Source organism: Streptomyces sp. NBC_00247, from assembly GCF_036188265.1.
GTDB lineage: Bacteria > Actinomycetota > Actinomycetes > Streptomycetales > Streptomycetaceae > Streptomyces.
Window position 1 is genome coordinate 2077768 of the sequence record NZ_CP108093.1, and the last position, 19939, is coordinate 2097706.

A 19939-nucleotide genomic window follows, 5' to 3' on the forward strand; every position below is an offset into this window, starting at 1 on the left:
GGATATTGGTATGCCCAACGTTTCTTCCTCAGGCCCTCCGATGGCCGCGAGTCCCCTCACCGTCGCGGTGCTCGAGATCGACGAGTACGCCGCCGGTCTCGGATGGGACCGCCCCGCCCGCCTTTTCGCCCTCGTCGACACCACCAGCCTGCGCGCCCAGGAGCCGGGCCTCGCCGCCCAGCTCGGCCTCGGCGCCGACGGTACGGTGCCCGCCGCCTACACCCCCGTCGAGCAGGAGGAGATCCCCTCCGGCAAGCCGCTGGACGAGTTCCTCGCCACGATCGCCTGGCCGGACGGGGTGGCGGGGTGCGCGCTGACGGTCGAGCGGCTCATGCTGCCGCCGTCCGCCGAGGCCTCCGTACCCGAAGGGCTCAGTGGGAAGAAGCTGACCGCCTGGGTGGCGGCGCACCCGGCGCGGCAGGAGGTCCGGATGACCGTGGCCGTCCTGCGGAACGGCAAGCGCGAGTCCGCGATCCGGCTGCGGGAGAAGGACTCCGCCAACGAGGTCCTCACGGGCCCGGCGCTCGTCCCGGGACTGGCCGACGCGCTGGCCGCGACCTTCGAGTCCTGAGGGTCCGGCCGGGGCCCCGCCGCGGGGCCCCGGCCGTCGGTTCCGCGGGCCCCGCCGTCAGCCGGCCGTCAGCTCTTCGAGCAGCTCGGCAGCGCGGCGGTGTCCCCGGTGCGGATCTTGTCCAGGGACTTCTTGGCGTCGTCGATCGTCTTGACCCGGACCAGGGTGAGACCGGACGGGATGTCGGCCGCGGCGGCGGCGCAGTTCTCGTCGGGGGTGAGGAAGTACCGCGCCCCCGCGTTCCGCGCGCCGACCAGCTTCATGTTGATGCCGCCGATCGGGCCGACCGTGCCGTCGTCGTCGATGGTGCCGGTGCCCGCGACGAACTTCCCGCCGGTGAGCTGACCCGGCGTGAGCTTGTCGACGATGCCGAGCGAGAACATCAGCCCGGCACTCGGGCCGCCGACGTCGGCGAGATTGATGTCGATCTCGAACGGGAAGGTGTGGTCGGTTCCCGCCTGGATACCGACGATCGCCCGGCCGTCGTCCTCCGCCTCGCGGGTGGTGAGGGTGACGTCCTGGGTGCCCTCGGGTTCCTTGCCGGCCTTCTCGGCGGCGGCGGCCCGCTCGGCCGGGACGACCGTGAACGTCACGTCCTCGCCGGCGTCGCGCTTGCTCACCAGCTCGGCGACGTCCGCCGGGTTCTTCACCGCGGTGCCGTCCACGGACTTGATCACGTCGCCCGCGTGGAGCTTGCCCTCGGCCGCCCCGCCCTTCACGACGGTCGACACGACGACGCGCGAAGTCACCGGGATGTCCAGCTCCTTCAGGGCGGCGACCTTGGCGCTCTCCTGGGACTGGCTGAACTCCTCGGCGTTCTCCTGCGTGGACTGCTCCTCGGTCTTCCCGTCCGGGTAGAGGGTGTCGTGCGGCACGATCACACTGTCGTGGGCCAGCCAGCCGTACACGGCCTCGACCAGGTTCATGTTGTAGTCCGCACCGGTGACGCGGACCGTCGTCATGTTGAGGTGCCCCGACGTCGGGTAGGTCTTGCGACCGGAGATCTGCAGTACCGGATCGCCGTCCGCGTCGCCCAGCGTGTTGAAGGTCGGCCCCGGGGACATCTCCGCGTACGGGACGGGAAGCACCACGCCCACACAGATGAGCGCGATGAAGATGAGAATCGAGGCGAGCATCGTCGCGGTGCGGCGTGGCATGGAACGACAGTACGGTAAGCACCTGTCAGTGCACCGCCGGGGCCGGTCCGTACGAGATCGGCGGGGGTGGGGCGGCACATCGGAGGCTCACGGTCCGCTCGTGGCGCCGGAAGCGCGCGGGAGGTGCGCGGGCGGAGCGGGGGCGTCGCGGGGCGACGCCCGGGGGGCGGTCGCGGACGGCTGACGCGGTCCTCGCGGTCACCGTCGTTCGTCAGACGGCGTCGGAACCGGAGTGCGATCTCTCCATCGCTTCCCGGAACCGGGCGTACCCGGCGAGTTCGGTGACATCGCCGGTCGTGCGGTTACGTGCGGCCCAGCCTCCCCATATCGCCGCGCCGAGAGCGGCGAAAAGCGGAATCAAGAGCCATGCGAGTGCGGCCACTACGACCTCCCTACCCCATGAGCGACCGCGACGGGCGGTCTGCGTATTGAACCAGCGGCAGGACCAACGCTGCTGGCAGGGGGGCGGTTACGCAAATCGGGGCTGATCCGTGCCCGTACGGTTTGCGGCCGGGAACCACGGTCGGGCGCGGTCGGGCGGTCATCGGGTCGTCCCGGCCGGTTCAGCAGGCGCCGACCCATTCCTCGGTGCCGTCCAGGAAGCGCTGGTGCTTCCAGATCGGCACCTCGTGCTTGAGGTCGTCGATCAGCTTCCGGCAGGCCTCGAACGCCTCCGCCCGGTGCGGGCAGGCCACGGCCACCACTACCGCCAGATCGCCCACGTCGAGTTCACCCACCCGATGGACGGCGGCCAGCGCGCGGACCGGGTAGTCGGCGACGACCTTCTCCGCGACCCTGCGCAGCTCGTCCTCGGCGGACGGATGGCAGGAGTAGCCGAGCGCCCCGACGTCCTGGCCCCCGTCGTGGTTGCGCACCGTGCCGACGAAGAGCGAGATCCCTCCGGCCGCGTCGTCCCCCACCGCCCGGAAGACCTCGTCGAGGGAGAGCGGGGTCTCGCGGATCGCGAGGAGCCGGAGCGGGTCGGCCGCGGCCCGCTCGCCGGGGTGGTCGCCGCGGTGGTCGTGAAGGGATGCCATGGGGCCATGGTGCCGCACGGCGCGGGCGCGACGGAAACACGTGTTCCCTCCCGCCGGGAAGCGGCCTGCCGCGAACGGTGGCAGCGGTGCGGAGCGCGGGCGGCGGGGCGCGTGGGCGGATCGGCGGGCCGCCGGGGGTCAGATCCGGCGGCGGGCCTTGCGGGCGCGGCGGACCAGGGCGGCCGTACCGAGCAGCGCGACCGTCGCCCCGGCGGCGCCCGCGGCGGTGGCGTCCTTGCGGCCGAGCCGGCGGCCGGCCAGCGTGTGGCGGCCCTCCACCTCTTCGAGGAGCGCGGCCAGCACGTCCTCGTTGGTCCAGCGGGGGCGCCAGCCGACGTCGTGCAGCCGGCCCACGCTGACCACCCAGGGGTGCATCGTGTAGGCGAGGTCGCCGGCCGGGGAGGGGGTCAGTCCGATCCGGTGCAGCCGGGCGGCGGCGCCCAGCGCGACCGCGGAGGGCAGCTCCATGCGGCGTACCCCGCTGAGCTCCTCGACCTGTTCCTGCTCCAGCCACCCGTCGCAGCCGACGGCGAACTCCCCGTCGATCCGTTCCAGCGCCGCGTACTCCAGGGCGCTGACCAGGTCCTCCACGTGGCAGAACTGCCAGGTCGGCCGCGATCCGGCCACCACCAGCAGCCGGGGGGACTCGAAGTAGCGGGTGAGCGCGGTGTCCGTCCCGCCGACCAGGACGGCCGGGCGGACGACGGTGACGTTCAGGCCGGGGTGGGCACGCGGGGCGCGGCGGCCGAGACGCTCGATCTCCAGCAGGTCGCCGACGCCGGTGGCCTCCGCGGTGGCCCGCAGTTCGGCGTCCTCGGAGAGGGGGATGTCGTTGTCCGGCAGGGCGCCGTAGACCATCGCGGAGGTGCAGAGCACCACCCGGTGGACGCCCACCGCAGCGGCGGCGGTGAGCACGGTCTGGGTGCCGCGCACGTTGTAGGCGGTACGGGCCGCCGCGTCGGTCTCCAGATCCAGGTCGACGGCGAGGTGGACCACGACGTCCGCGCCCCGCAGCTTCTCGGCGATGGCGGGATCCCGCACGTCCAGGACGTGCCAGGTCACCCCGGGTACGTCCGCGCGCCGCTCGTCGATCGCGACGACCCGCCCGATCTCGTCCGACGCGGCGAGGTGCGCGGTCAGCAGCGCCCCCACTCCGGTCGCCGCGCCGGTGACCGCGACGACGGGGCCCCGCTTCCCGGAAATGTTTTTCGCGGGCTTCTTCTCGGTCATGGGGTCGTTCAGGTTTCGCGCTCCGCGAACCTGAGGATCTGGGGAACTCACCAGGCGTCTCCAGCGGTTGTCTTCAGTACGTACCCGAGTCGAGGCGTGCGTACCTGGTGGCGTCCATCCTGCCGCAGCCCGAGTCCCGGCGGAGCACTGAGCCCCTGAGCCGGAGCGGGTGTCTACGCTGGATGGTGACAAGCCGGGCACCGCCGCCGGTTCCAGCCGGCGGCCCTACGAGCCGAGGAAACCCGTGAGTGACACCCCATTCGGATTCGGCCTTCCGCCGGAGGAGCCGGAGAACGGCGACGGCAAGAAGAAGGACCCCATCGAAGGTGGGCAGGGTCAGAGCGGACCGGCGAACCCGTTCGGCTTCGGTCCCGGTGCCGCCGGCGACAACCCGTTCGCGGCCATGTTCGGTTCGATGAACCCGAACGACCTGGGCGCCGCCTTCCAGCAGCTCGGCCAGATGCTGAGCTACGAGGGCGGGCCGGTGAACTGGGACATGGCCAAGCAGATCGCCCGCCAGACGGTCTCGCAGGGCACCCAGGACGGCAGCAAGGACGCGAGCGTCGGCCCCGCCGAGCGCGCGGCCGTCGACGAGGCCCTGCGGCTCGCCGACCACTGGCTGGACGGTGTGACCTCACTGCCCTCCGGCGCGGTCACCACCGTGGCGTGGAGCCGTGCGGAGTGGGTCGAGGCGTCCCTTCCGGCGTGGCAGCAGTTGGTGGACCCGGTGGCCGAGCGCGTCGGCATGGCCATGGGCGACGTGCTGCCCGAGGAGATGCAGGCGATGGCCGGCCCGCTGATCGGCATGATGCGGTCGATGGGCGGCGCCATGTTCGGCCAGCAGATCGGGCAGGCGGTGGGCGTCCTCGCGGGCGAGGTCGTCGGTTCCACGGACATCGGGCTGCCGCTCGGTCCGGCGGGCAAGGCGGCCCTGCTCCCGCTGAACGTCGAGCGTCTCGGCAAGGACCTGAGCGTCCCGCTGGAGGAGGTGCGGCTCTACCTCGCCCTGCGCGAGGCCGCCCACCAGCGGCTCTTCGCGCACGTCCCGTGGCTGCGCTCGCACCTGTACGGCGCGGTCGAGTCCTACGCGCGCGGCATCAAGGTCGACACGTCCAAGCTGGAGGACGTCGTCGGGCAGTTCGACCCCTCGGAGCCCCAGCAGCTTCAGGACGCCCTTCAGCAGGGCATGTTCCAGCCGGAGGACACCCCGGAGCAGAAGGCCTCGCTGGCCCGTCTGGAGACGGCGCTCGCGCTGGTCGAGGGCTGGGTGGACGCGGTGGTCCACGAGGCGGCGAAGCCCCGTCTGGGCTCGGCGGACGCGCTGCGCGAGACGATGCGCCGACGCCGTGCCTCCGGCGGTCCCGCCGAGCAGACCTTCGCCACGCTCATCGGGCTGAAGCTGCGCCCGCGCCGGCTGCGGGACGCCTCGCGCCTGTGGGCCTCGCTCACGGACGCCCGGGGCGTGGAAGGCCGCGACGGCCTCTGGGAGCACCCGGACATGCTGCCGACCGCCCAGGACCTGGACGATCCGGACGGCTTCGTCCACCACGAGCAGCTGGACTTCTCCGAGCTCGACAAGATGCTCGGCGAGGCCGCGAGCGGCGGTGCCCCGTCCAAGGACCCGGCACCCGAGGACCCGGCACCCGAGGGCACCACGCCGAAGGACACTGCGGCCGGGAGCGACGGCGGGACCGACGGCAAGGACGGCTCCGACCCGAAGGGCGACACGGACCGGTGAGCCTGCACCACGACGCCGCCCTCGTGCTCAAGGCGTACGAGGGCGGCGGTCACGCCGGTCAGGCGGAGCTCCGCCAGACGTACCTCGACCATCTCGACGCCCATCCCGACGGGATGTGGAAGGCCTGCGGGGCGGGGCATCTGACCGCCAGCGCGCTGGTGCTGGACCCGGCGGCGGACAGGGTGCTGCTGACCCTGCACAGGAAGCTCGGCATGTGGCTCCAGATGGGCGGCCACTGCGAGCCGGAGGACGCCACCCTCGCGGACGCCGCGCTGCGGGAGGCCACCGAGGAGTCCGGCATCGACGGCCTGGTGCTGCTGGCCGGCGGCCCGGTGCGCCTGGACCGGCACCCGATCCCGGCTCCCTGCCACTGGCACCTCGACGTGCAGTACGCCGCGCTGGCCCCCGCCGGGGCCACGCAGCGGATCAGCGAGGAGTCGCTGGATCTGCGCTGGTACCCGTACGACGAGGTGGCCGGGGTCGCCGACGCCTCGGTGGTACGGCTGATGGAAGCCGCCCGAGCGGCGCTCTGACCCGCCCGTACGCCACAGGGGCGGCCCCTCCGTCGATGGAGGGGCCGCCCCTGTGGCGCAGCTGGGCGCGTGGTCCGTCCTGGGACGTGTCGCGGAGTCCCGGCTGTCCGACGGGAATGGCCGGACACGGCCATTCCCGTGCTCAGTTCCAGGCGTTGTTCTGGTTCTGGTTCTGCGAGCCCACGCCGTACTGGCCGCGTATGCCCTGGCCGATCTGGGCGTGCTGCGGGGGCATGACCTCGCTGGGCTGGACCAGCGCGAAGCCCTCGCCGAGGAAGCTCAGCTCCCAGCCCTCGCCGGTGTTGCCCCGCCTGCGCATGACGCCCGAGGAGTGCGTCTGCGCCTGCATCTGGACCCGGAGCGAGCTTGACCAGGCGACGATGGCGTCGGCGTCGGCGTTGACGTACTTGTCCGGCGTGACCTGGAGCATCAGCGGCTGCCCCGAGGTCATCAGCGCGACCTTGCCGGAGCCGGTGATGTTGAGCTGGTACTTGCCCGTGCCGGAGATGCCGTACTGGCTGTCCACGGCGATGACCTCGGTGTGCAGCGAGGAGTCGAGCGCCAGGACGTAGGCGCTGTCGACCGTCATCCCCGCGTGGTCGACGTCGACCACGTGGATGTACTGCGCGAGGTTGGCGAAGTACACGGTGCCCTGGCCCGTGCAGCGCATCAGGTCGAGACCCTCGCCCGTGCGGGCCCGGGCGTTGCGCTGGGAACTCGACTGGTACTCGCCGTCGAACTCCATCAGCCCCTGGTAGGCGACCATGGCGCCCTTGCGGGCGAGCACGGCGTCGCTGCCCGTCAGGGAGACCCGCAGCAACTGCGGGTTCTGAACGGTGTACCGCTCCGAGGACTGCTGCTCGGTGTGGGCGAAAAGCGGACTCTGCATGGTGTCTCTCCCTCCCTTCAGGACCGGACGCGGAGGCGGTCGGTGCTGTCCTCGCTCGGCTGGACGACGACGATGCCCTGGCCGGAGAAGGCCATCTGGTACGCCTCGCCGCTGCCGCGCCCGATGAGCGCGCTCGCCTTGAAGCTCCGCTTGCCCTTGATCTTGAGGTTCGGCGACCAGGCGACGAGGGCGTCCGGGTCGACGTACGTCTCGTCCTCGCCCCGGCCGCAGTCGACCACGATCGGGGTGCCCCGGGAGGTGATGGCCACCCATCCGGTGCCTTCCACGACGACGTTCCACAGGCCCTGGCCGGCGAACTTCGCCATCCCCTTGACCCGCTCCACGCCCCAGCCCAGGTGGGCGTCGAAGGCGAGGAGGTTGGTGCCGTTGACCGAGATCGACTCGTTGTTGAGGTTGATGACGACCACGTCGGCGCCGTAGTCGGCGAGGTAGAGCAGGCCGTCGCCGGAGCACTTCATGACGGGGGTGCCCTCGCCGGTGACCCACTGGGAGGCGATCTGCCGGACGGCGGGCGGGTTGGGTTCGTACTGGATGAAGCCTTCGTAGGCCACCATCGAACCCGTACGGGCGTAGAGGTCCTGGCCGGTGGCCATCGCCACCTTGAGCATCGAGTGGCCGTGGTTCTCCATCCGCGCGGTGACGGGGGTCGGGGCGTAGGCCGCGAGTTGCTGGTTCATGGCAGGCTCCCTCAGACCTCGTAGGGCTGGACGACGATGAAGTTGCCGGGGGCTCCCCGGAACTGGAGGTTCACGGTCTCCCCGCTGTGGCCGGGGTACGCGTTGCGGCGCAGCCGGACCTGGCTGGAGATGATGACCTGGGCGGCCGACGACCAGGCGACGACGGCGTTGCAGTCGGCGAAGGTGGTCGGGGTGACCGGCAGGACGACCGGCACACCGTGCGTCTTGACGACCACGGTGCCGGTGCCCTGGAACTGCATGGTGAACAGGGCTCCGCCGGGGATGCCGTGGCCCTCCACCCTGCGGACCTCGTACTGGAGTGATTCGTCGAAGGCCAGGACGTTCTCCGCGGAGACGCAGATGCCGTCGCCCTGGAGCTCGATGGGGTGCAGGTGGGCACCCTCCTCGGCGAGGAAGACCTGGCCGCGGCCGGTACAGCGCATGAGCTGCATCTCCTGGCCGGTGGCGTTGCCCACGACCCGGCCGGTGAAGCCGGCGCCCTTGTAACCGAAGTCGACCTTGCCCTGGTACATCACCATGCTGCCCTGACGGGCCAGCACGGGGTTGCCTCCGAGGGTGAGATCGACCCGCATGAGCTGCTGGTTCTGCGGGGTCCAGCGCTGTCCGGTCGGCTTCTCCTTGTACGGCTGGAGTGCCGCCGCGAGTCCGGCGCCGGCCGCCGGGGCGCCTTGCGGCACTCCCTGCGGGAGACCGCCGGGCTGCTGGCCGAAGGGTGCCTGCGGCGGCTGGCCGAACTGCTGCGGGGGCTGCTGGCCGAACTGCGGCTGCCCGTAGGCCTGCGGGGGCTGCTGGCCGTACGGCGGGCCGGCCTGGCCCGGGACCTGCCCGAACTGCGGCTGCTGCGGCGGCTGGCCGTACGGGGCGGGGGCCTGCGGTGCGACCGGGGCGGCGATCGTGGGCGCCGCGTGCAGCGGCTGCGCGGGGGCCGCCGGCGCTCCGAACGACGGCGCGGGCTGCGGCGGCGCCTGGGAAGCGGCGGGCGCGCCGAAGGCCGGCGGCGCGGACGCCTGGGCCGGCGGCGCGAAGGAGGGTGCGCCCTGCTGCGCGGCGGCAGGCGCTTCCTCCTCGGCGACCTCGCCGCCGAAGTTGCGCAGGAGCGCGTCGAGCCCGCCGTCGAATCCCTGTCCGACCGCGGCGAACCGCCAGACGTCCTTCAGATAGAAGTCCCCGAGCATCACCGCGCGTTCGGTGGTGAATTCGGAGCCGGTGAAGGCGTACCGCACCACTTCCTCACCGCCCGCGACGATCCGGATGTATCCGGGGCCGACCTGGGACATCTGGCCGGCGCCGTCGACGGTCGCCGTGAACGACAGCTTGTGGATGTTGGCCGGAATACGATCCAACGTCACCCGGAACGACTCGGTGTCACCGGACTGCGCGCCGAGCAGCTGAATGGACTCCTCGGGCGATTTCGGCTGATTGAAGAAGATGAAATACCGGTCGTCCGACAGCTGTTCGTCGGCGTCGAGGCCGAAGCAGCTGATGTCGAAGGTCAGCCCCGGGCCTGCGATCTGCACACCTACGTACAGATCCGTCCCTGACGTGAGATCACTGATCTTGGCCTTGTGGCCGCGTTGGAATTCCCTGGCCATGCGTAACGACCGTCCCCCATCCCGAATGTGAATGCGTCGCGTCAGGCTATCCGCAAACTACGACATTGAGCCAAGTCGGTACACACTCGGTACAGAGTCACCGATCGTCACTCCTCCCGCGCGGTGGGCAGATGCGGCAACCGGTCCACCGCCACCACGCCTTCGAGGTACCCCCGGGCCCGCTCGGTACGCGGATAGGCCTCCAGCAGGCGCCAGAAGTCGGGCCCGTGTCCGGGCACGAGCAGGTGGGCGAGTTCGTGGACGAGTACGTAGTCGACCACGTACTCCGGCATCCCCTGCAGCCGGTGCGAGAGGCGGATGCTGCCCTCGGCGGGCGTGCACGAGCCCCAGCGGGTGTTCTGGTTGGTGACCCACCGCACCGAAGCCGGCCGGGCCCGGCCTCCGAGGTACTGGGCGGAGAGGCTCGCGGCCCGCTCCACGAGCGCGCCGTCGCCGAGCACCCGGCGGCTCTCCTGGGCTGCCAGTTTGTCCAGCATCACCCCGACCCATCGGCGCTCCTCGGCCTCGGACATCCGGGCGGGGATGAGCACGATCGTGCGGTCGCCCTCGCGGTAGGCGGAGACCGTCCTGCGGCGCCGGTCGCTCCTGCGCACCTCCACGGCGCTCGTCGCGGCCGGGCGGATCGGGCGGGTGGCACCGCGCTGCGGTACAGCGGCGGAGCGCGCGGGAATCTCCCCGGCGAGGCCGGGTGACGGATCGGCGGGCACGCCTCGACGTTACCCGCTGTTCCCGGCAGAAGTACCGCCTCCCCTGCGGTTCCTCTCCGATCCCCGCAGGAAGCACACCATTTGAACGACTAATTCCCTCCCTTGTGGATAACTTTCGGCGGGTTTCGGGCTCCGACGACATTCTGTGAGCGGAGGGAGACCGGAGGAGTCCGGCCCGACGCTCCGCCGTATCCGCCGTATCCGCCGTATCCGCCGACGAGCCGTATCGGGTCGCCGGCCGCATCCGTCGTCAACCACGTCCGTGAACTGCCTCGTCCGTGAACTGCCACGTCCGTGGCCGACCGCGGAAGAGCGGCCCGACCGTAAAGGGAGAAAGAGATGCATCCGATGCTGAAGCCCGCACTGCGCCGCGCTTGGCGTGGACGGAGCACCGTGCAATTCGGGGTCACTCCCGCGCACGCGGTCACCTTCGGTCCTCTGGATATCGCCACGGGAAGTTTCCTGGAGCTGCTCGACGGCACCCGGGGGCTGCCCCTGCTGAAGGAGGAGGCCCGCTCCCTGGATCTGGCGGAGCGCCATGTGGACGTGCTCGTCGAGCGGCTGGCGGGCGCAGGCCTCTTGGACGACCCCCACGCGGGTGGCGCGGAGGCTGCGGCCCTACGCCGCCGGGCCGATGTCCTGGACCGCCAGCGCCCGGACGCGGCCTCACTCTCCCTGGTGCATCCCGAACCGGGGAGCGCGGTCCGCCGGCTCGCCGCGCGGCGGGCGATGCGCGTACAGGTCCGGGGCGCAGGCCGGGTCGGTGCGGCGATCGCGGCCCTGCTCTCGGGTTCGGGGGTGGGCCGGGTGGACGTGCTGGACGGTGGTCTGACGGAGCCGTGGGACGTGGCACCCGGCGGCCTCCCGCCCTCGGCGGTCGGGGAGCGCCGCGATGTCTCGGCCCGTCGGCTCGTGCGCCGGTCGGCCGCCGGAGCCGCCCCGCGCACGACGGAGGCGGACGTAGGGCCGGAGGGCGGCGGCCCCGGCCTCTCCTTGGTCGTGGTCGCCCCGCGCGACGGACTCGCGGTGTACGCCCCCGACCCGGGGACGGCCGAACCATGGATCTCCTCGGGCACCCCCCACCTGTACGCGGGAGTGATCGAAGCCACCGGGGTGGTGGGCCCGCTGGTGCTGCCCGGAGGCACGGGATGCGCGGGCTGTCTGGGCCTGCACCGGGCGGACCAAGACGCGCAGTGGCCTCGCATGGTGGCGCAGTGGCGGACCGGACGGCGGGGGGCGGTACCCGCCTGCGACCTCGCGCTGTCGGCAGCGGTGGCCGGGCTCGCCGCCTCGCACGCCCTGTCTTTTCTGGACGGTGAACTGCCGGCGATCACGGGCTCCCGGTGGGAAGCCGCGCTTCCCCTCATGGAGTGGCGCGGCGAACGAATCGCTCCCCACCAGGCGTGTGTGTGCGGCGCCGCTCGCACCACCGGGGCGCTTTCCCCCGCCTCGGGCCCGGCGCGCGACACAATGGCCGGGTGACCGCCATCGCCGGATCGATGCGAAGGGCGCACCGGCACCGCAGTTCACGAACTGGAGGAGCACATGTCCGATCTTCCCCGCAAGGCGGTCACCCGCACCGCGAAACTGGCCGCCCTGCCGCTCGGCTTCGCCGGCCGGGCCACGTGGGGCCTGGGCAAACGGATCGGGGGCAGGCCGGCCGAGCTGGTGGCCAGGGAGGTGCAGCAGCGGACGGCGGACCAGCTCTTCAAGACCCTCGGGGAGCTGAAGGGCGGTGCCATGAAGCTCGGTCAGGCGCTCTCCGTGTTCGAGTCCGCGCTGCCCGAGGAGGTGGCCGGTCCGTACCGGGCGGCGCTGACGAAGCTCCAGGAGGCCGCTCCCCCGATGCCGGTGCGGACGGTCCACGGGGTGCTCACGGAGCGGCTCGGTGAGGGCTGGCGCGATCTCTTCCTCTCGTTCGACGACCAGCCGGCCGCCGCCGCCTCCATCGGCCAGGTACACCGGGCGGTCTGGCACGACGGGCGCGATGTCGCGGTGAAGGTGCAGTATCCGGGTGCCGGGGAGGCGCTGCTGTCGGATCTCACTCAGCTCAGCAGGTTCGCGCGGCTCCTCGGGCCGTTGATCCCCGGCCTGGACGTCAAGCCGCTGATCAAGGAGATGCGCGACCGGGTCTCGGAGGAGCTGGACTACGCGCTGGAGGCGCGGGCGCAGGAGGAGCACGCGGCCGAGTTCGCGGGCGACCCCGACGTGGTCGTCCCCGGAGTGGTGCTCCAGTCGGACCAGGTTCTGGTGACGGAGTGGATGGACGGCATCCCGCTGTCCGAGGTGATCGATCGGGGGACGGTCGAGCAGCGGAACCGGGCGGGCCAGTTGCTCTCGCGTTTCCTCTTCTCCGGGCCGGCCCGGACGGGCCTGCTCCACGCCGACCCGCACCCGGGCAACTTCCGCCTCCTGCCACCCGTCGGGGAGGAACCGGCCGCCGTCGCGCCGGAGGCCCCCCTGCCGGATGCCCCGCCTTGCTCCGGGGAGTGGCGGGAGTGGCGGCTCGGGGTGCTCGACTTCGGGACGGTCGACCGGTTGCCGGGCGGGCTGCCCGAGATCATCGGCGAGGCCCTGCGGATGACGCTGCTCGGCGAGGCGGAGGAGGTGTATGCCCTGCTGCGGCGGGCGGGCTTCGTTTCGGAGTCGGTGGATCTGGACCCCGACGCGGTCCTGGACTACCTGGTCCCCGTCATCGAACCGGCCCAGGTGGAGGAGTTCGCCTTCAGCCGGGGGTGGCTGCGCACCCAGGCGGCCCGGATCGCAGATCCCCGCTCCCCCGCGCACCGGCTCGGGAGGCAGTTGAACCTTCCACCCTCCTATCTCCTCATACACCGGGTGACGCTGAGCACGATCGGGGTGCTCTGCCAGCTGGGCGCGACGGTGCGCCTGCGGGACGAGCTCGAAGCGTGGCTGCCCGGCTTCCCGGAACCGGGCGGTGCGGGTGGGACGACCGGTGCGGGCGATGCGGACGGCGCGGGCAGTGCGGGTGGGACGACCGGCGCGGGCGGCGGCGGCGAGGGCCCGGACGCCTTGATCGGCGCGGAGGGTCCGGACGGCGCGGAGGGTCCGGGACGTCCCGGACTACGGGGTACCTCGGACGACCCGAGTACGCGGACGGAGCGCGCGGCGGGCGCCGAGCGAACGGGCCGAGGGCGGCGGAGTGCTTCCGACGGACGGACCGGGCGGGAGACCGAGGAGGTGTGAGGAAGGGCGGCTTCGGAGCGGGAGACAGCGACTTCCGACTGTCGGCTGCGGGCTGCGGGCTGCGGGCTGCGGGCTGCGGGCTGTCGGCAACGGGCCGCCTACTGGCGACCACCGGCTGCTGGCTTCTGGCCGGCGACTGCCGGCTCCTCGGCAGTCGCCTGCTGCCAGCCGCCTACTGCCAGCCGCCAGCCGCTCTGCGCTCCGCGCTCTGCGCTGCGTCCGAGCGGGCAGCCGAGTCCCGGACCTTCGGCCTTCAGCCGAGATCGAGGTGGAAGCTGGAGACGCTGCCGTCGGCCGCGGTCAGGGTGACCGGGCCGAAGGTCATGACCAGGGAGCTGCTTCCCTGGCTCCGGTAGTAGCCGGTGGCCTCGGTGACCCGGACGGCCAGGGCCGCGAGGGTGGCGGCGACTGTCGCGTCCGCCTCGATCTTCGGCTGGGCGAGCCCGGGGTGGCCGTTCGCCTCCGCCCAGTCCTGGAAGCCGCGCGCGTCGCGGCTCATGCCAGGAAGGATGCTCGGATTCGCCCAAGCCCACAGCCAGGAGTTCGACGTGGAGCTGAAACTTCCCAGTATCTGCGCCGGGGCCGTCGCGGTCTTGTCGGGGAAGGTCCACGTGATCGTGCCGGTCGTCTGGTCGAGATCCCAGCGGTCCGCCGATCCCAGACCCCAGGTCATGTGCGCGCGACCAAGTCGTTCGATCAAGTTCTCGCCCTGCTGGAGCAACGCACCCAACAGAGCCTGGTCCCCGGGCTGACCGGCTTTCTTCGCGTCATTGCACCGCTTGAACATGCCCATGCCGCGAACCCTACCCAGCGGCCTACGGGCCGGTCGGCCGCAGCTCAGCCCCGTATTCCTGCTGCGCAGCGGGTCCAGGGACGTTCCCGGGCCGGGTGGGCCGGGTCCCGCGTTCTCGCGTACCCGAGTGACACGGCCCGAACTCACCAGGAGGCGACGTCGAGCCGGCTTTCGACGGCCCTGATATGGGCGCGGGCGCAGTTCTCGCAGAAGTAGTGGCGCCCGTCCTTCTCCACCGCGCACATCCAGGTGGGTGGTGCGCTCGCGCCGGCGGTGACGCCGCACCGCCCACAGGAAACGTGGGGGGCTTGGGGCATCGGGGGGTGATACGTCTGCTCGTCCACGCCGTGACGATAACTCCGTGGATGACGGGCGGCACGGCGGAACGCACGGGCGGAAACGAGACCGGGGCACACCCGACACACGGACGAAACCCCAGGTCCGGCGCGCACGAAAAACCCCGCCCGCCGGGGCCTGCCTGTTCGGCGGCCCCGGCGCGCGGGGGTGGTGGTTCCTGCTCGCACGGCTGTGCTCCGGACGCGTGGCTGCTGCCGGGGGCCGTACTGGAGGCGCTGCTGGAGGCGCTGTTCCTACTGCATGACCGCCATGGCGAGCGCACGGCGGGCGCGCAGGGACACGCGCTCCGCCCGGCGCTGCATCCGCCGGGCGGAGACCAGGCGAAGGGCCCGGCGTTCCACCTCGGCAGTGGTCAGGCGGTCGTGCATATGCGCACGCGCCAGGGCTTCTGGGATGAGTTGCATCTCGCGGTTCCTGTTCTGACGCGAGTCGTTCGCGCCGGAGTTCGTGACGTCGAGCGTGGCGGAGCCGACGGGCTCCTTCGTGGGGGTGGTCGTCATGGGTGCCTGATTTCGCGGGTCATGAGTGTGGGGGCGGTCGATGGTGCCGACCAACTGCAGTACTGCGGGAGCCATGGCTCCCAGGTCGGCGGTCACGCCGCGACCGGGTTCTTGCGCGGACGGCCGCGGGGCCGCTTCCGGGCGACGACGACGCCCTGGACGAAGAGCTCGCCGCCCCAGACGCCCCAAGGCTCACGCCGCTCCTGGGCGCCGGCGAGGCACGCCTCGACGAGGGGACAGGTCCGGCAGAGGGACTTGGCGTACTCGACGTCGGCGGGCGACTCGGCGAAGAAGACCTCGGGGTCGTAGGAGCGGCAGGGCACCGGGGTGCCGAGGTTCTCGATGGCGTCGTCGAGAGCGGTGAGGGTGGTGAGGGGCAGCAAGGTGGGGTCCTCCGTGGAACCTGGCGGGACGATCGAGGGGGAAGGCGGTACGGACGGGGCGTGCGCTTCGAGTTGCACGGTGGGTGGTGTCCTCGTCTGGTCGTTCCGGCTGTTGGCCGGTTGTCGGCTGGTACCAGGTACTGCTTGTCCCGAGGCTCCTTCGTTCCGTTTCATCCGTTCGGACAAAACAAAAGGGCCGCGGATCCCGAGTGGGGTTCCGCGGCCCTGAAGGCGCCGGCCTGATGCTGGATCAGGCTGGATCGCTCCAGGGTTCAGGCCCACGGAAGGCCCACATCGTGTGGTGATACGTCGTCTGCTGCTTGCTCGCGAATCCGGCACCGGCTGCCGCAAAGGCAGAGGCCTGAGCCTTTTCCGCCTTCGCTCCTGCTGCCGCCGATGCCTGGATCGGTCGCTCATTGCGCTCTCGGACTACCGGCAGGGATGCCAGAGGCAGCGGACGCGCGGCGGAAATGCCGGACAGACCGGTGCCGAGAAGCGAGACGTCCGAGGAGCCGAGAAGGCCGAGTGAGCATGCGGAGACGACGGGGCGATCGGTCATTTTGACGTTCTTGATGATGCTGATCACTGGAATCGCCTCCTCTCGGCGTCTCGGGGGACCGGCCGGGGCCGGTCCTGCTTATTCGGATGGGTACGGACAAGTACAGCACGGAAGGCGGGCTTCGGAGAAGCCGCTGTTTCCGTGGTTAAGAACCTATGGTGACGACTGGCACGGGCGCAAACTATTTTTCCGACGAGTTTTCCTCAGCTCTCGCCGAAGCCCTCGCGATCTTCCTCATCCAGGCTCTCACCTGCGCAGATGGCCAGGACATCGCTGCCGAATCGACCCATCTTGCGGTTCCCGACACCTGCGATCGTGACGAGTTCGCGCTCGCTGCCGGGGACGGCCTCCGCGATGGCCATCAGGGTCTTGTCGGTGAACACGCACCAGGCGGGCTGGGAGAGTTCCCCGGCCCGGGCTGCCCGCCAGACGCGGAGCCGTTCGTAGAGCGCCTCGTCCATGTCGGAGGGGCAGTCCTCGCAGCGCATCAGTTTCATCTCGCCGGCCTCGGTCAGGGTCCGGCCGCAGACCCGGCACCGCACCGGGCCCCACTTCTTGCGCTGGACGGTGCTCTCGGTGCGCGTGGCCGTGGCGCCGCCCGTGCCCGTACCGCGATCGATGCCTCCGCCACCTCCGGCCCCGCCTCGGGCACTCGCCCCGGAACCGCTGCGGAGTCCGTTGAGGAAGCGGGTGGGCCGTCGGCCGGCCCGGCCTCCCGGCGAACGTGACACCGCCCAGGAGAGCGCGAGGTGGAAGCGGGCACGGGTGATCCCGACGTACAGCAGGCGGCGCTCCTCCTCGACCTGCTCGTCGGTCTTGGCGTAGGCGATCGGCATCATGCCCTCGGTCAGCCCGACCAGGAACACCGCGTCCCACTCCAGCCCCTTGGCCGCGTGCAGCGATGCCAGGGTGACGCCCTGGACGGTCGGCGCGTGCTGGGCGGCGGCGCGCTCGTCGAGCTCCCGGACGAGATCGGCGAGCGTCGCGCCGGGCTTCGCGGCTCCGAAGTCCTCGGCCAGCCGGACCAGCGCGGCCAGCGACTCCCACCGGTCGCGCACCGCCCCGGAGCCGGCGGGCGGCCGGTGCGACCAGCCCTGGGTGGAGAGCACGGCCCGCACCTGGGCGGGCAGTCCCTCGGCGCCGTCGAGGAGGGAGTCGTTCCCCCCGGCCCGGGCGGCGCCCCGCAGGGCCACCCACGCCTCACGGACCTCACGGCGTTCGAAGAACCGCTCGGCCCCGCGCAGCTGGTAGGGCACCCCGGCGTCGGCGAGCGCCTGCTCGTAGACGCCGGACTGGGAATTCACCCGGTAGAGGACGGCGATCTCCCCCGCCGGGACTCCTGCGGCGATGAGGTCCCGGATGCGGCGAGCGGTCCCCTCCGCCTCCGCCGGCTCGTCCGCGTACTCCGTGTAGACGGGCTCGGGGCCCTTGTCGCGCTGGGAGACGAGTTCGAGGCGGTGCTCGGCGGCCCGTCCGCTCGCCTGGCGCAGCAGCCCGTTGGCGAGGTGGACGACCTGCGGGGTGGAGCGGTAGTCCCGGACCAGTTTGACCACGGTGGCGTTCGGGTGGGCGGTACGGAAGTTCAGCAGGTGGTCGGGGGTGGCGCCGGTGAAGGAGTAGATCGTCTGGCTGGCGTCGCCGACGACGCAGAGGTTGTCCCGGCCGCCGACCCAGAGGTCGAGCAGCCGCTGCTGGAGCGGGCTGACGTCCTGGTACTCGTCGACCACGAAGTGCTGGTACTGGGCTCGGACGTTCTCGGCGATGTCCTTGCGGTCCTGGAGGATCGCGACGGTGAGCAGCAGCACGTCCTCGAAGTCGATCACGGACCGGTCGCGCTTCAGCTGTTCGTACGTCGCGTAGATCTTGGCGAGTTCCGCGGGGTCGCGGGGGGCGTCGCGGAGGCTCTTGGCCACCGCGGCCGGGTAGTCGGCCGGAACGGTCTGGGTGACCTTGGACCACTCGATCTCGCTCGTGGCGTCACGGAGTTCGTTGCGGTCGAGACGGATCTCGCAGCGGGCCGCCGCCTCGGCGACCAGCTGCACCTTGCGCTCCAGCAGCCGGGGAAGATCACCACCGACTGCTTTCGGCCAAAAATACTGGAGCTGGCGCAGCGCGGCGGAGTGGAAGGTCCGCGCCTGTACCCCCGAGGCGCCGAGCTGGCGGAGGCGTCCGCGCATCTCTCCGGCGGCCCGGTTGGTGAACGTGACGGCCAGCACGGTGGAGGGCTGGAGGATCCCGGCGCGGACGCCGTACGCGATGCGGTGGGTGATCGCGCGCGTCTTGCCCGTGCCCGCTCCGGCCAGCACGCACACCGGCCCGTGCAGGGCGAGGGCGACCTCGCGCTGCTCGGGGTCGAGCCCTTCCAGGACCGCGTCCGGAGACTCGGGCACCTGCGGGAAGAGAGTGGAATGCGTTGCTGCTGTCACCCTGCCATGCTGCCAGGTCGCCGACGACCACCGGAATCGTTGTCCACAGGGGTGACGCATCCGTCATACCGGAGCGGTCGGCCCGGCCGCCGGCACCGGTCACACGGGGGGCGGACGGCCTTCGCCGACGTGCGACCGCACGGAACAGCAGGTCACCGGGCTCACCCGGGCGCTGTCGGTGGTGGGTGGGACGATCTTCGCGGTCGGCCCGAGCGGGCCGGTACCCGAATCCGCAGGGGGTCGCGTGGACATGTGGCAGAAGCTCTCGGCGCAGGTCGAAGAACGGCTGGGGACGGTGTCGGCCGACCAGCGCGGCGTCTTCGCCGCGGCGGTCGCTGAACGCCTGATGAGCCGGCACGAGGCGTTGCCGGAGGACGAGCGTGTGCCGTTCACCCTGAGCCTGCGCCCCCTGCTGAATTCCGTGTGGGACGGCGTTCTGGGCGACAGGTCGGCCTTCTCGGCGGTCAACCGGGGAGTCGCCGAGTACATGCTCAGCGAGTACTGCCACAACGACGGCCAGGACGGACCGGACGAGGCGGACGAGTCCGCCGCGGCAGCGACGTTGCACGCCGCTCACGCCTACCTGTTCGGCTGCCGGGACTTCGCCGTGTGGACCGGCGCCCGGGCGGTGGAGGCCGTCGACCAGCACCTTCAGTACCTCGCCGAGACGACGGAGGACGAAGCGGTCGACCTCCCGGTCGACACGGACGAAGCACTCGTCGCCGAGTTGCGGCGGCAGCTCCGTGACCTCGATCTGATAGCCGGGTTCTCGGAGCGGCTCCGCCACGCCGCCATGGGATTGCCCCTCGACGCCTCGGCCCGGCTCCGTGCGGAGCTGCGGGCTCCGCTGTCCTGCCGGGAGTGACTCCGGCCAGGAGTGAGCCTCTCCGAGGGCCGAGCCGTTCGGCCCATGGACCGGGGCCCCGGCCAGGGTCGGAGCCGGGGTCGGGGTCGGAGGAGCCGGGGTCCGGGTCGGGATTGGCGGAGGGGGCTCGTCGCGCAGGGAGGGTGGGAATGGTGGCGGAGGTCCGAGCGTTGTGCGAGCGGGTGCCACGTGCGCGCTTCCGGTGACGGGTGCGCGGTGCGGAGACCCGGACACCGCACCTTTTCGGCCTTTTCCGGCTTCGGGCGTGCGGCGAAACGGACGAGACGACCAGAGGAGCACCAGCGACATGCCGGGCACTGTGACGATGTACAGCACCACGTGGTGCGGCTACTGCCGCCGCCTCAAGGGCCAGATGGACCGCGAGGGCATCGGGTACACCGAGATCAACATCGAGCTGGACCCGGAGTCGGCCGCCTTCGTCGAGAAGGCGAACGGTGGAAACCAGACGGTCCCCACCGTCCGGATCGTTCCCGCGCAGGGCGGCTCGGAGGTCGTCATGACCAACCCGAGTCTGGCCCAGGTGAAGCAGGCCCTCGGCGCCTGACCGCCACACCCGCCGCACGACGAGCGAGGCCCCCGCCGGTGAATGACCCGGCGGGGGCCTCGCTCGTCGTGCGGTGGGCGGCTCGCGCCG

The 19939-nt window shown here is 71.6% G+C and carries 21 protein-coding genes; 7 read left to right on the top strand and 14 right to left on the bottom strand.

The window, feature by feature from the left end; all coding sequences use genetic code 11:
- Positions 1-10 precede the first annotated feature (10 nt).
- A complete protein-coding gene (locus tag OHT52_RS08510; protein WP_328719519.1) occupies positions 11-571 on the top strand; it encodes a PPA1309 family protein in 561 nt (186 codons plus the stop codon).
- 68 nt (positions 572-639) lie between these two features.
- On the opposite strand, the gene OHT52_RS08515 is transcribed toward OHT52_RS08510, so the two are convergent.
- The 4 genes from OHT52_RS08515 to OHT52_RS08530 all read right to left on the bottom strand — a co-directional run bounded on the left by OHT52_RS08515 (position 640) and on the right by OHT52_RS08530 (position 4046).
- Positions 640-1728 (bottom strand): YlbL family protein, encoded by a 1089-nt coding sequence (locus OHT52_RS08515; RefSeq protein WP_328719520.1) that lies wholly within the window; start codon positions 1726-1728, stop codon positions 640-642.
- Positions 1729-1939: 211 nt separating this feature from the next.
- Positions 1940-2110, bottom strand: a complete 171-nt coding sequence (locus OHT52_RS08520) for a hypothetical protein (protein WP_266708887.1) — start codon at positions 2108-2110, stop codon at positions 1940-1942.
- 181 nt (positions 2111-2291) lie between these two features.
- Positions 2292-2765: a molybdenum cofactor biosynthesis protein MoaE gene (locus OHT52_RS08525; protein ID WP_328719521.1), complete on the bottom strand. Its 474-nt coding sequence runs from the start codon at positions 2763-2765 to the stop codon at positions 2292-2294.
- Between the two features lie 138 nt (positions 2766-2903).
- Positions 2904-4046 carry an SDR family oxidoreductase gene (locus OHT52_RS08530; protein WP_328719522.1) on the bottom strand — a complete coding sequence of 381 codons (1143 nt, stop codon included), beginning with the start codon at positions 4044-4046 and terminating at the stop codon, positions 2904-2906.
- 193 nt (positions 4047-4239) lie between these two features.
- Between OHT52_RS08530 and OHT52_RS08535 the strand changes: the two genes are divergently transcribed.
- Both OHT52_RS08535 and OHT52_RS08540 read left to right on the top strand, forming a co-directional pair.
- Positions 4240-5733: a zinc-dependent metalloprotease gene (locus OHT52_RS08535; RefSeq protein WP_328719523.1), complete on the top strand. Its 1494-nt coding sequence runs from the start codon at positions 4240-4242 to the stop codon at positions 5731-5733.
- Positions 5730-6266, top strand: coding sequence for an NUDIX hydrolase (locus tag OHT52_RS08540; RefSeq protein WP_328719524.1), 537 nt, complete (start codon positions 5730-5732; stop codon positions 6264-6266). The genes OHT52_RS08535 and OHT52_RS08540 overlap by 4 nt, the downstream gene beginning before the upstream one ends.
- 142 nt (positions 6267-6408) lie before the next feature.
- On the opposite strand, the gene OHT52_RS08545 is transcribed toward OHT52_RS08540, so the two are convergent.
- From OHT52_RS08545 to OHT52_RS08560, 4 genes are all read right to left on the bottom strand, one after another.
- On the bottom strand, positions 6409-7155 hold the full coding sequence (locus OHT52_RS08545) for an AIM24 family protein (RefSeq protein WP_328719525.1): 747 nt from the start codon (positions 7153-7155) through the stop codon (positions 6409-6411).
- A 17-nt stretch (positions 7156-7172) separates the two neighbouring features.
- A complete protein-coding gene (locus OHT52_RS08550; protein ID WP_328719526.1) occupies positions 7173-7853 on the bottom strand; it encodes an AIM24 family protein in 681 nt (226 codons plus the stop codon).
- Between the two features lie 11 nt (positions 7854-7864).
- Entirely contained in the window at positions 7865-9466 is a 1602-nt protein-coding gene (locus OHT52_RS08555; RefSeq protein WP_328719527.1) for a TerD family protein, read from the bottom strand.
- Positions 9467-9573: 107 nt separating this feature from the next.
- Positions 9574-10194, bottom strand: coding sequence for a M48 metallopeptidase family protein (locus tag OHT52_RS08560; RefSeq protein ID WP_328719528.1), 621 nt, complete (start codon positions 10192-10194; stop codon positions 9574-9576).
- A gap of 339 nt (positions 10195-10533) precedes the next feature.
- Between OHT52_RS08560 and OHT52_RS08565 the strand changes: the two genes are divergently transcribed.
- Positions 10534-11676 carry a ThiF family adenylyltransferase gene (locus tag OHT52_RS08565; protein WP_328719529.1) on the top strand — a complete coding sequence of 381 codons (1143 nt, stop codon included), beginning with the start codon at positions 10534-10536 and terminating at the stop codon, positions 11674-11676.
- A gap of 63 nt (positions 11677-11739) precedes the next feature.
- Positions 11740-13401 (top strand): ABC1 kinase family protein, encoded by a 1662-nt coding sequence (locus tag OHT52_RS08570; protein ID WP_328719530.1) that lies wholly within the window; start codon positions 11740-11742, stop codon positions 13399-13401.
- A gap of 253 nt (positions 13402-13654) precedes the next feature.
- On the opposite strand, the gene OHT52_RS08575 is transcribed toward OHT52_RS08570, so the two are convergent.
- From OHT52_RS08575 to OHT52_RS08600, 6 genes are all read right to left on the bottom strand, one after another.
- Entirely contained in the window at positions 13655-14194 is a 540-nt protein-coding gene (locus OHT52_RS08575; RefSeq protein WP_328719531.1) for a DUF6882 domain-containing protein, read from the bottom strand.
- 143 nt (positions 14195-14337) lie between these two features.
- Entirely contained in the window at positions 14338-14511 is a 174-nt protein-coding gene (locus OHT52_RS08580) for a hypothetical protein (RefSeq protein ID WP_443046527.1), read from the bottom strand.
- 273 nt (positions 14512-14784) lie between these two features.
- Positions 14785-15111 (bottom strand): hypothetical protein, encoded by a 327-nt coding sequence (locus OHT52_RS08585; protein WP_328723662.1) that lies wholly within the window; start codon positions 15109-15111, stop codon positions 14785-14787.
- Between the two features lie 32 nt (positions 15112-15143).
- A complete protein-coding gene (locus tag OHT52_RS08590) occupies positions 15144-15512 on the bottom strand; it encodes a WhiB family transcriptional regulator (protein ID WP_266708861.1) in 369 nt (122 codons plus the stop codon).
- Positions 15513-15684: 172 nt separating this feature from the next.
- Positions 15685-16020 (bottom strand): hypothetical protein, encoded by a 336-nt coding sequence (locus OHT52_RS08595; protein ID WP_328719533.1) that lies wholly within the window; start codon positions 16018-16020, stop codon positions 15685-15687.
- A 176-nt stretch (positions 16021-16196) separates the two neighbouring features.
- Entirely contained in the window at positions 16197-18419 is a 2223-nt protein-coding gene (locus OHT52_RS08600; protein ID WP_328719534.1) for an ATP-dependent DNA helicase UvrD2, read from the bottom strand.
- A 244-nt stretch (positions 18420-18663) separates the two neighbouring features.
- On the opposite strand from OHT52_RS08600, the gene OHT52_RS08605 reads away from it, so the two are divergent.
- Entirely contained in the window at positions 18664-19284 is a 621-nt protein-coding gene (locus OHT52_RS08605) for a hypothetical protein (protein WP_328719535.1), read from the top strand.
- A gap of 307 nt (positions 19285-19591) precedes the next feature.
- Positions 19592-19849 (top strand): glutaredoxin domain-containing protein, encoded by a 258-nt coding sequence (locus OHT52_RS08610; RefSeq protein WP_266708857.1) that lies wholly within the window; start codon positions 19592-19594, stop codon positions 19847-19849.
- Positions 19850-19939: the final 90 nt, after the last annotated feature.

Excerpts from the sequence above, each read along its gene's own strand:
- OHT52_RS08510 (WP_328719519.1), top strand. The coding sequence starts at position 11 with ATGCCCAACGTTTCTTCCTCAGGCCCTCCGATGGCCGCGAGTCCCCTC.
- OHT52_RS08515 (WP_328719520.1), bottom strand. The coding sequence starts at position 1,728 with ATGCCACGCCGCACCGCGACGATGCTCGCCTCGATTCTCATCTTCATC.
- OHT52_RS08525 (WP_328719521.1), bottom strand. The coding sequence starts at position 2,765 with ATGGCATCCCTTCACGACCACCGCGGCGACCACCCCGGCGAGCGGGCC.
- OHT52_RS08545 (WP_328719525.1), bottom strand. The coding sequence starts at position 7,155 with ATGCAGAGTCCGCTTTTCGCCCACACCGAGCAGCAGTCCTCGGAGCGG.
- OHT52_RS08550 (WP_328719526.1), bottom strand. The coding sequence starts at position 7,853 with ATGAACCAGCAACTCGCGGCCTACGCCCCGACCCCCGTCACCGCGCGG.
- OHT52_RS08555 (WP_328719527.1), bottom strand. The coding sequence starts at position 9,466 with ATGGCCAGGGAATTCCAACGCGGCCACAAGGCCAAGATCAGTGATCTC.
- OHT52_RS08565 (WP_328719529.1), top strand. The coding sequence starts at position 10,534 with ATGCATCCGATGCTGAAGCCCGCACTGCGCCGCGCTTGGCGTGGACGG.
- OHT52_RS08570 (WP_328719530.1), top strand. The coding sequence starts at position 11,740 with ATGTCCGATCTTCCCCGCAAGGCGGTCACCCGCACCGCGAAACTGGCC.
- OHT52_RS08575 (WP_328719531.1), bottom strand. The coding sequence starts at position 14,194 with ATGGGCATGTTCAAGCGGTGCAATGACGCGAAGAAAGCCGGTCAGCCC.
- OHT52_RS08580 (WP_443046527.1), bottom strand. The coding sequence starts at position 14,511 with ATGCCCCAAGCCCCCCACGTTTCCTGTGGGCGGTGCGGCGTCACCGCC.
- OHT52_RS08610 (WP_266708857.1), top strand. The coding sequence starts at position 19,592 with ATGCCGGGCACTGTGACGATGTACAGCACCACGTGGTGCGGCTACTGC.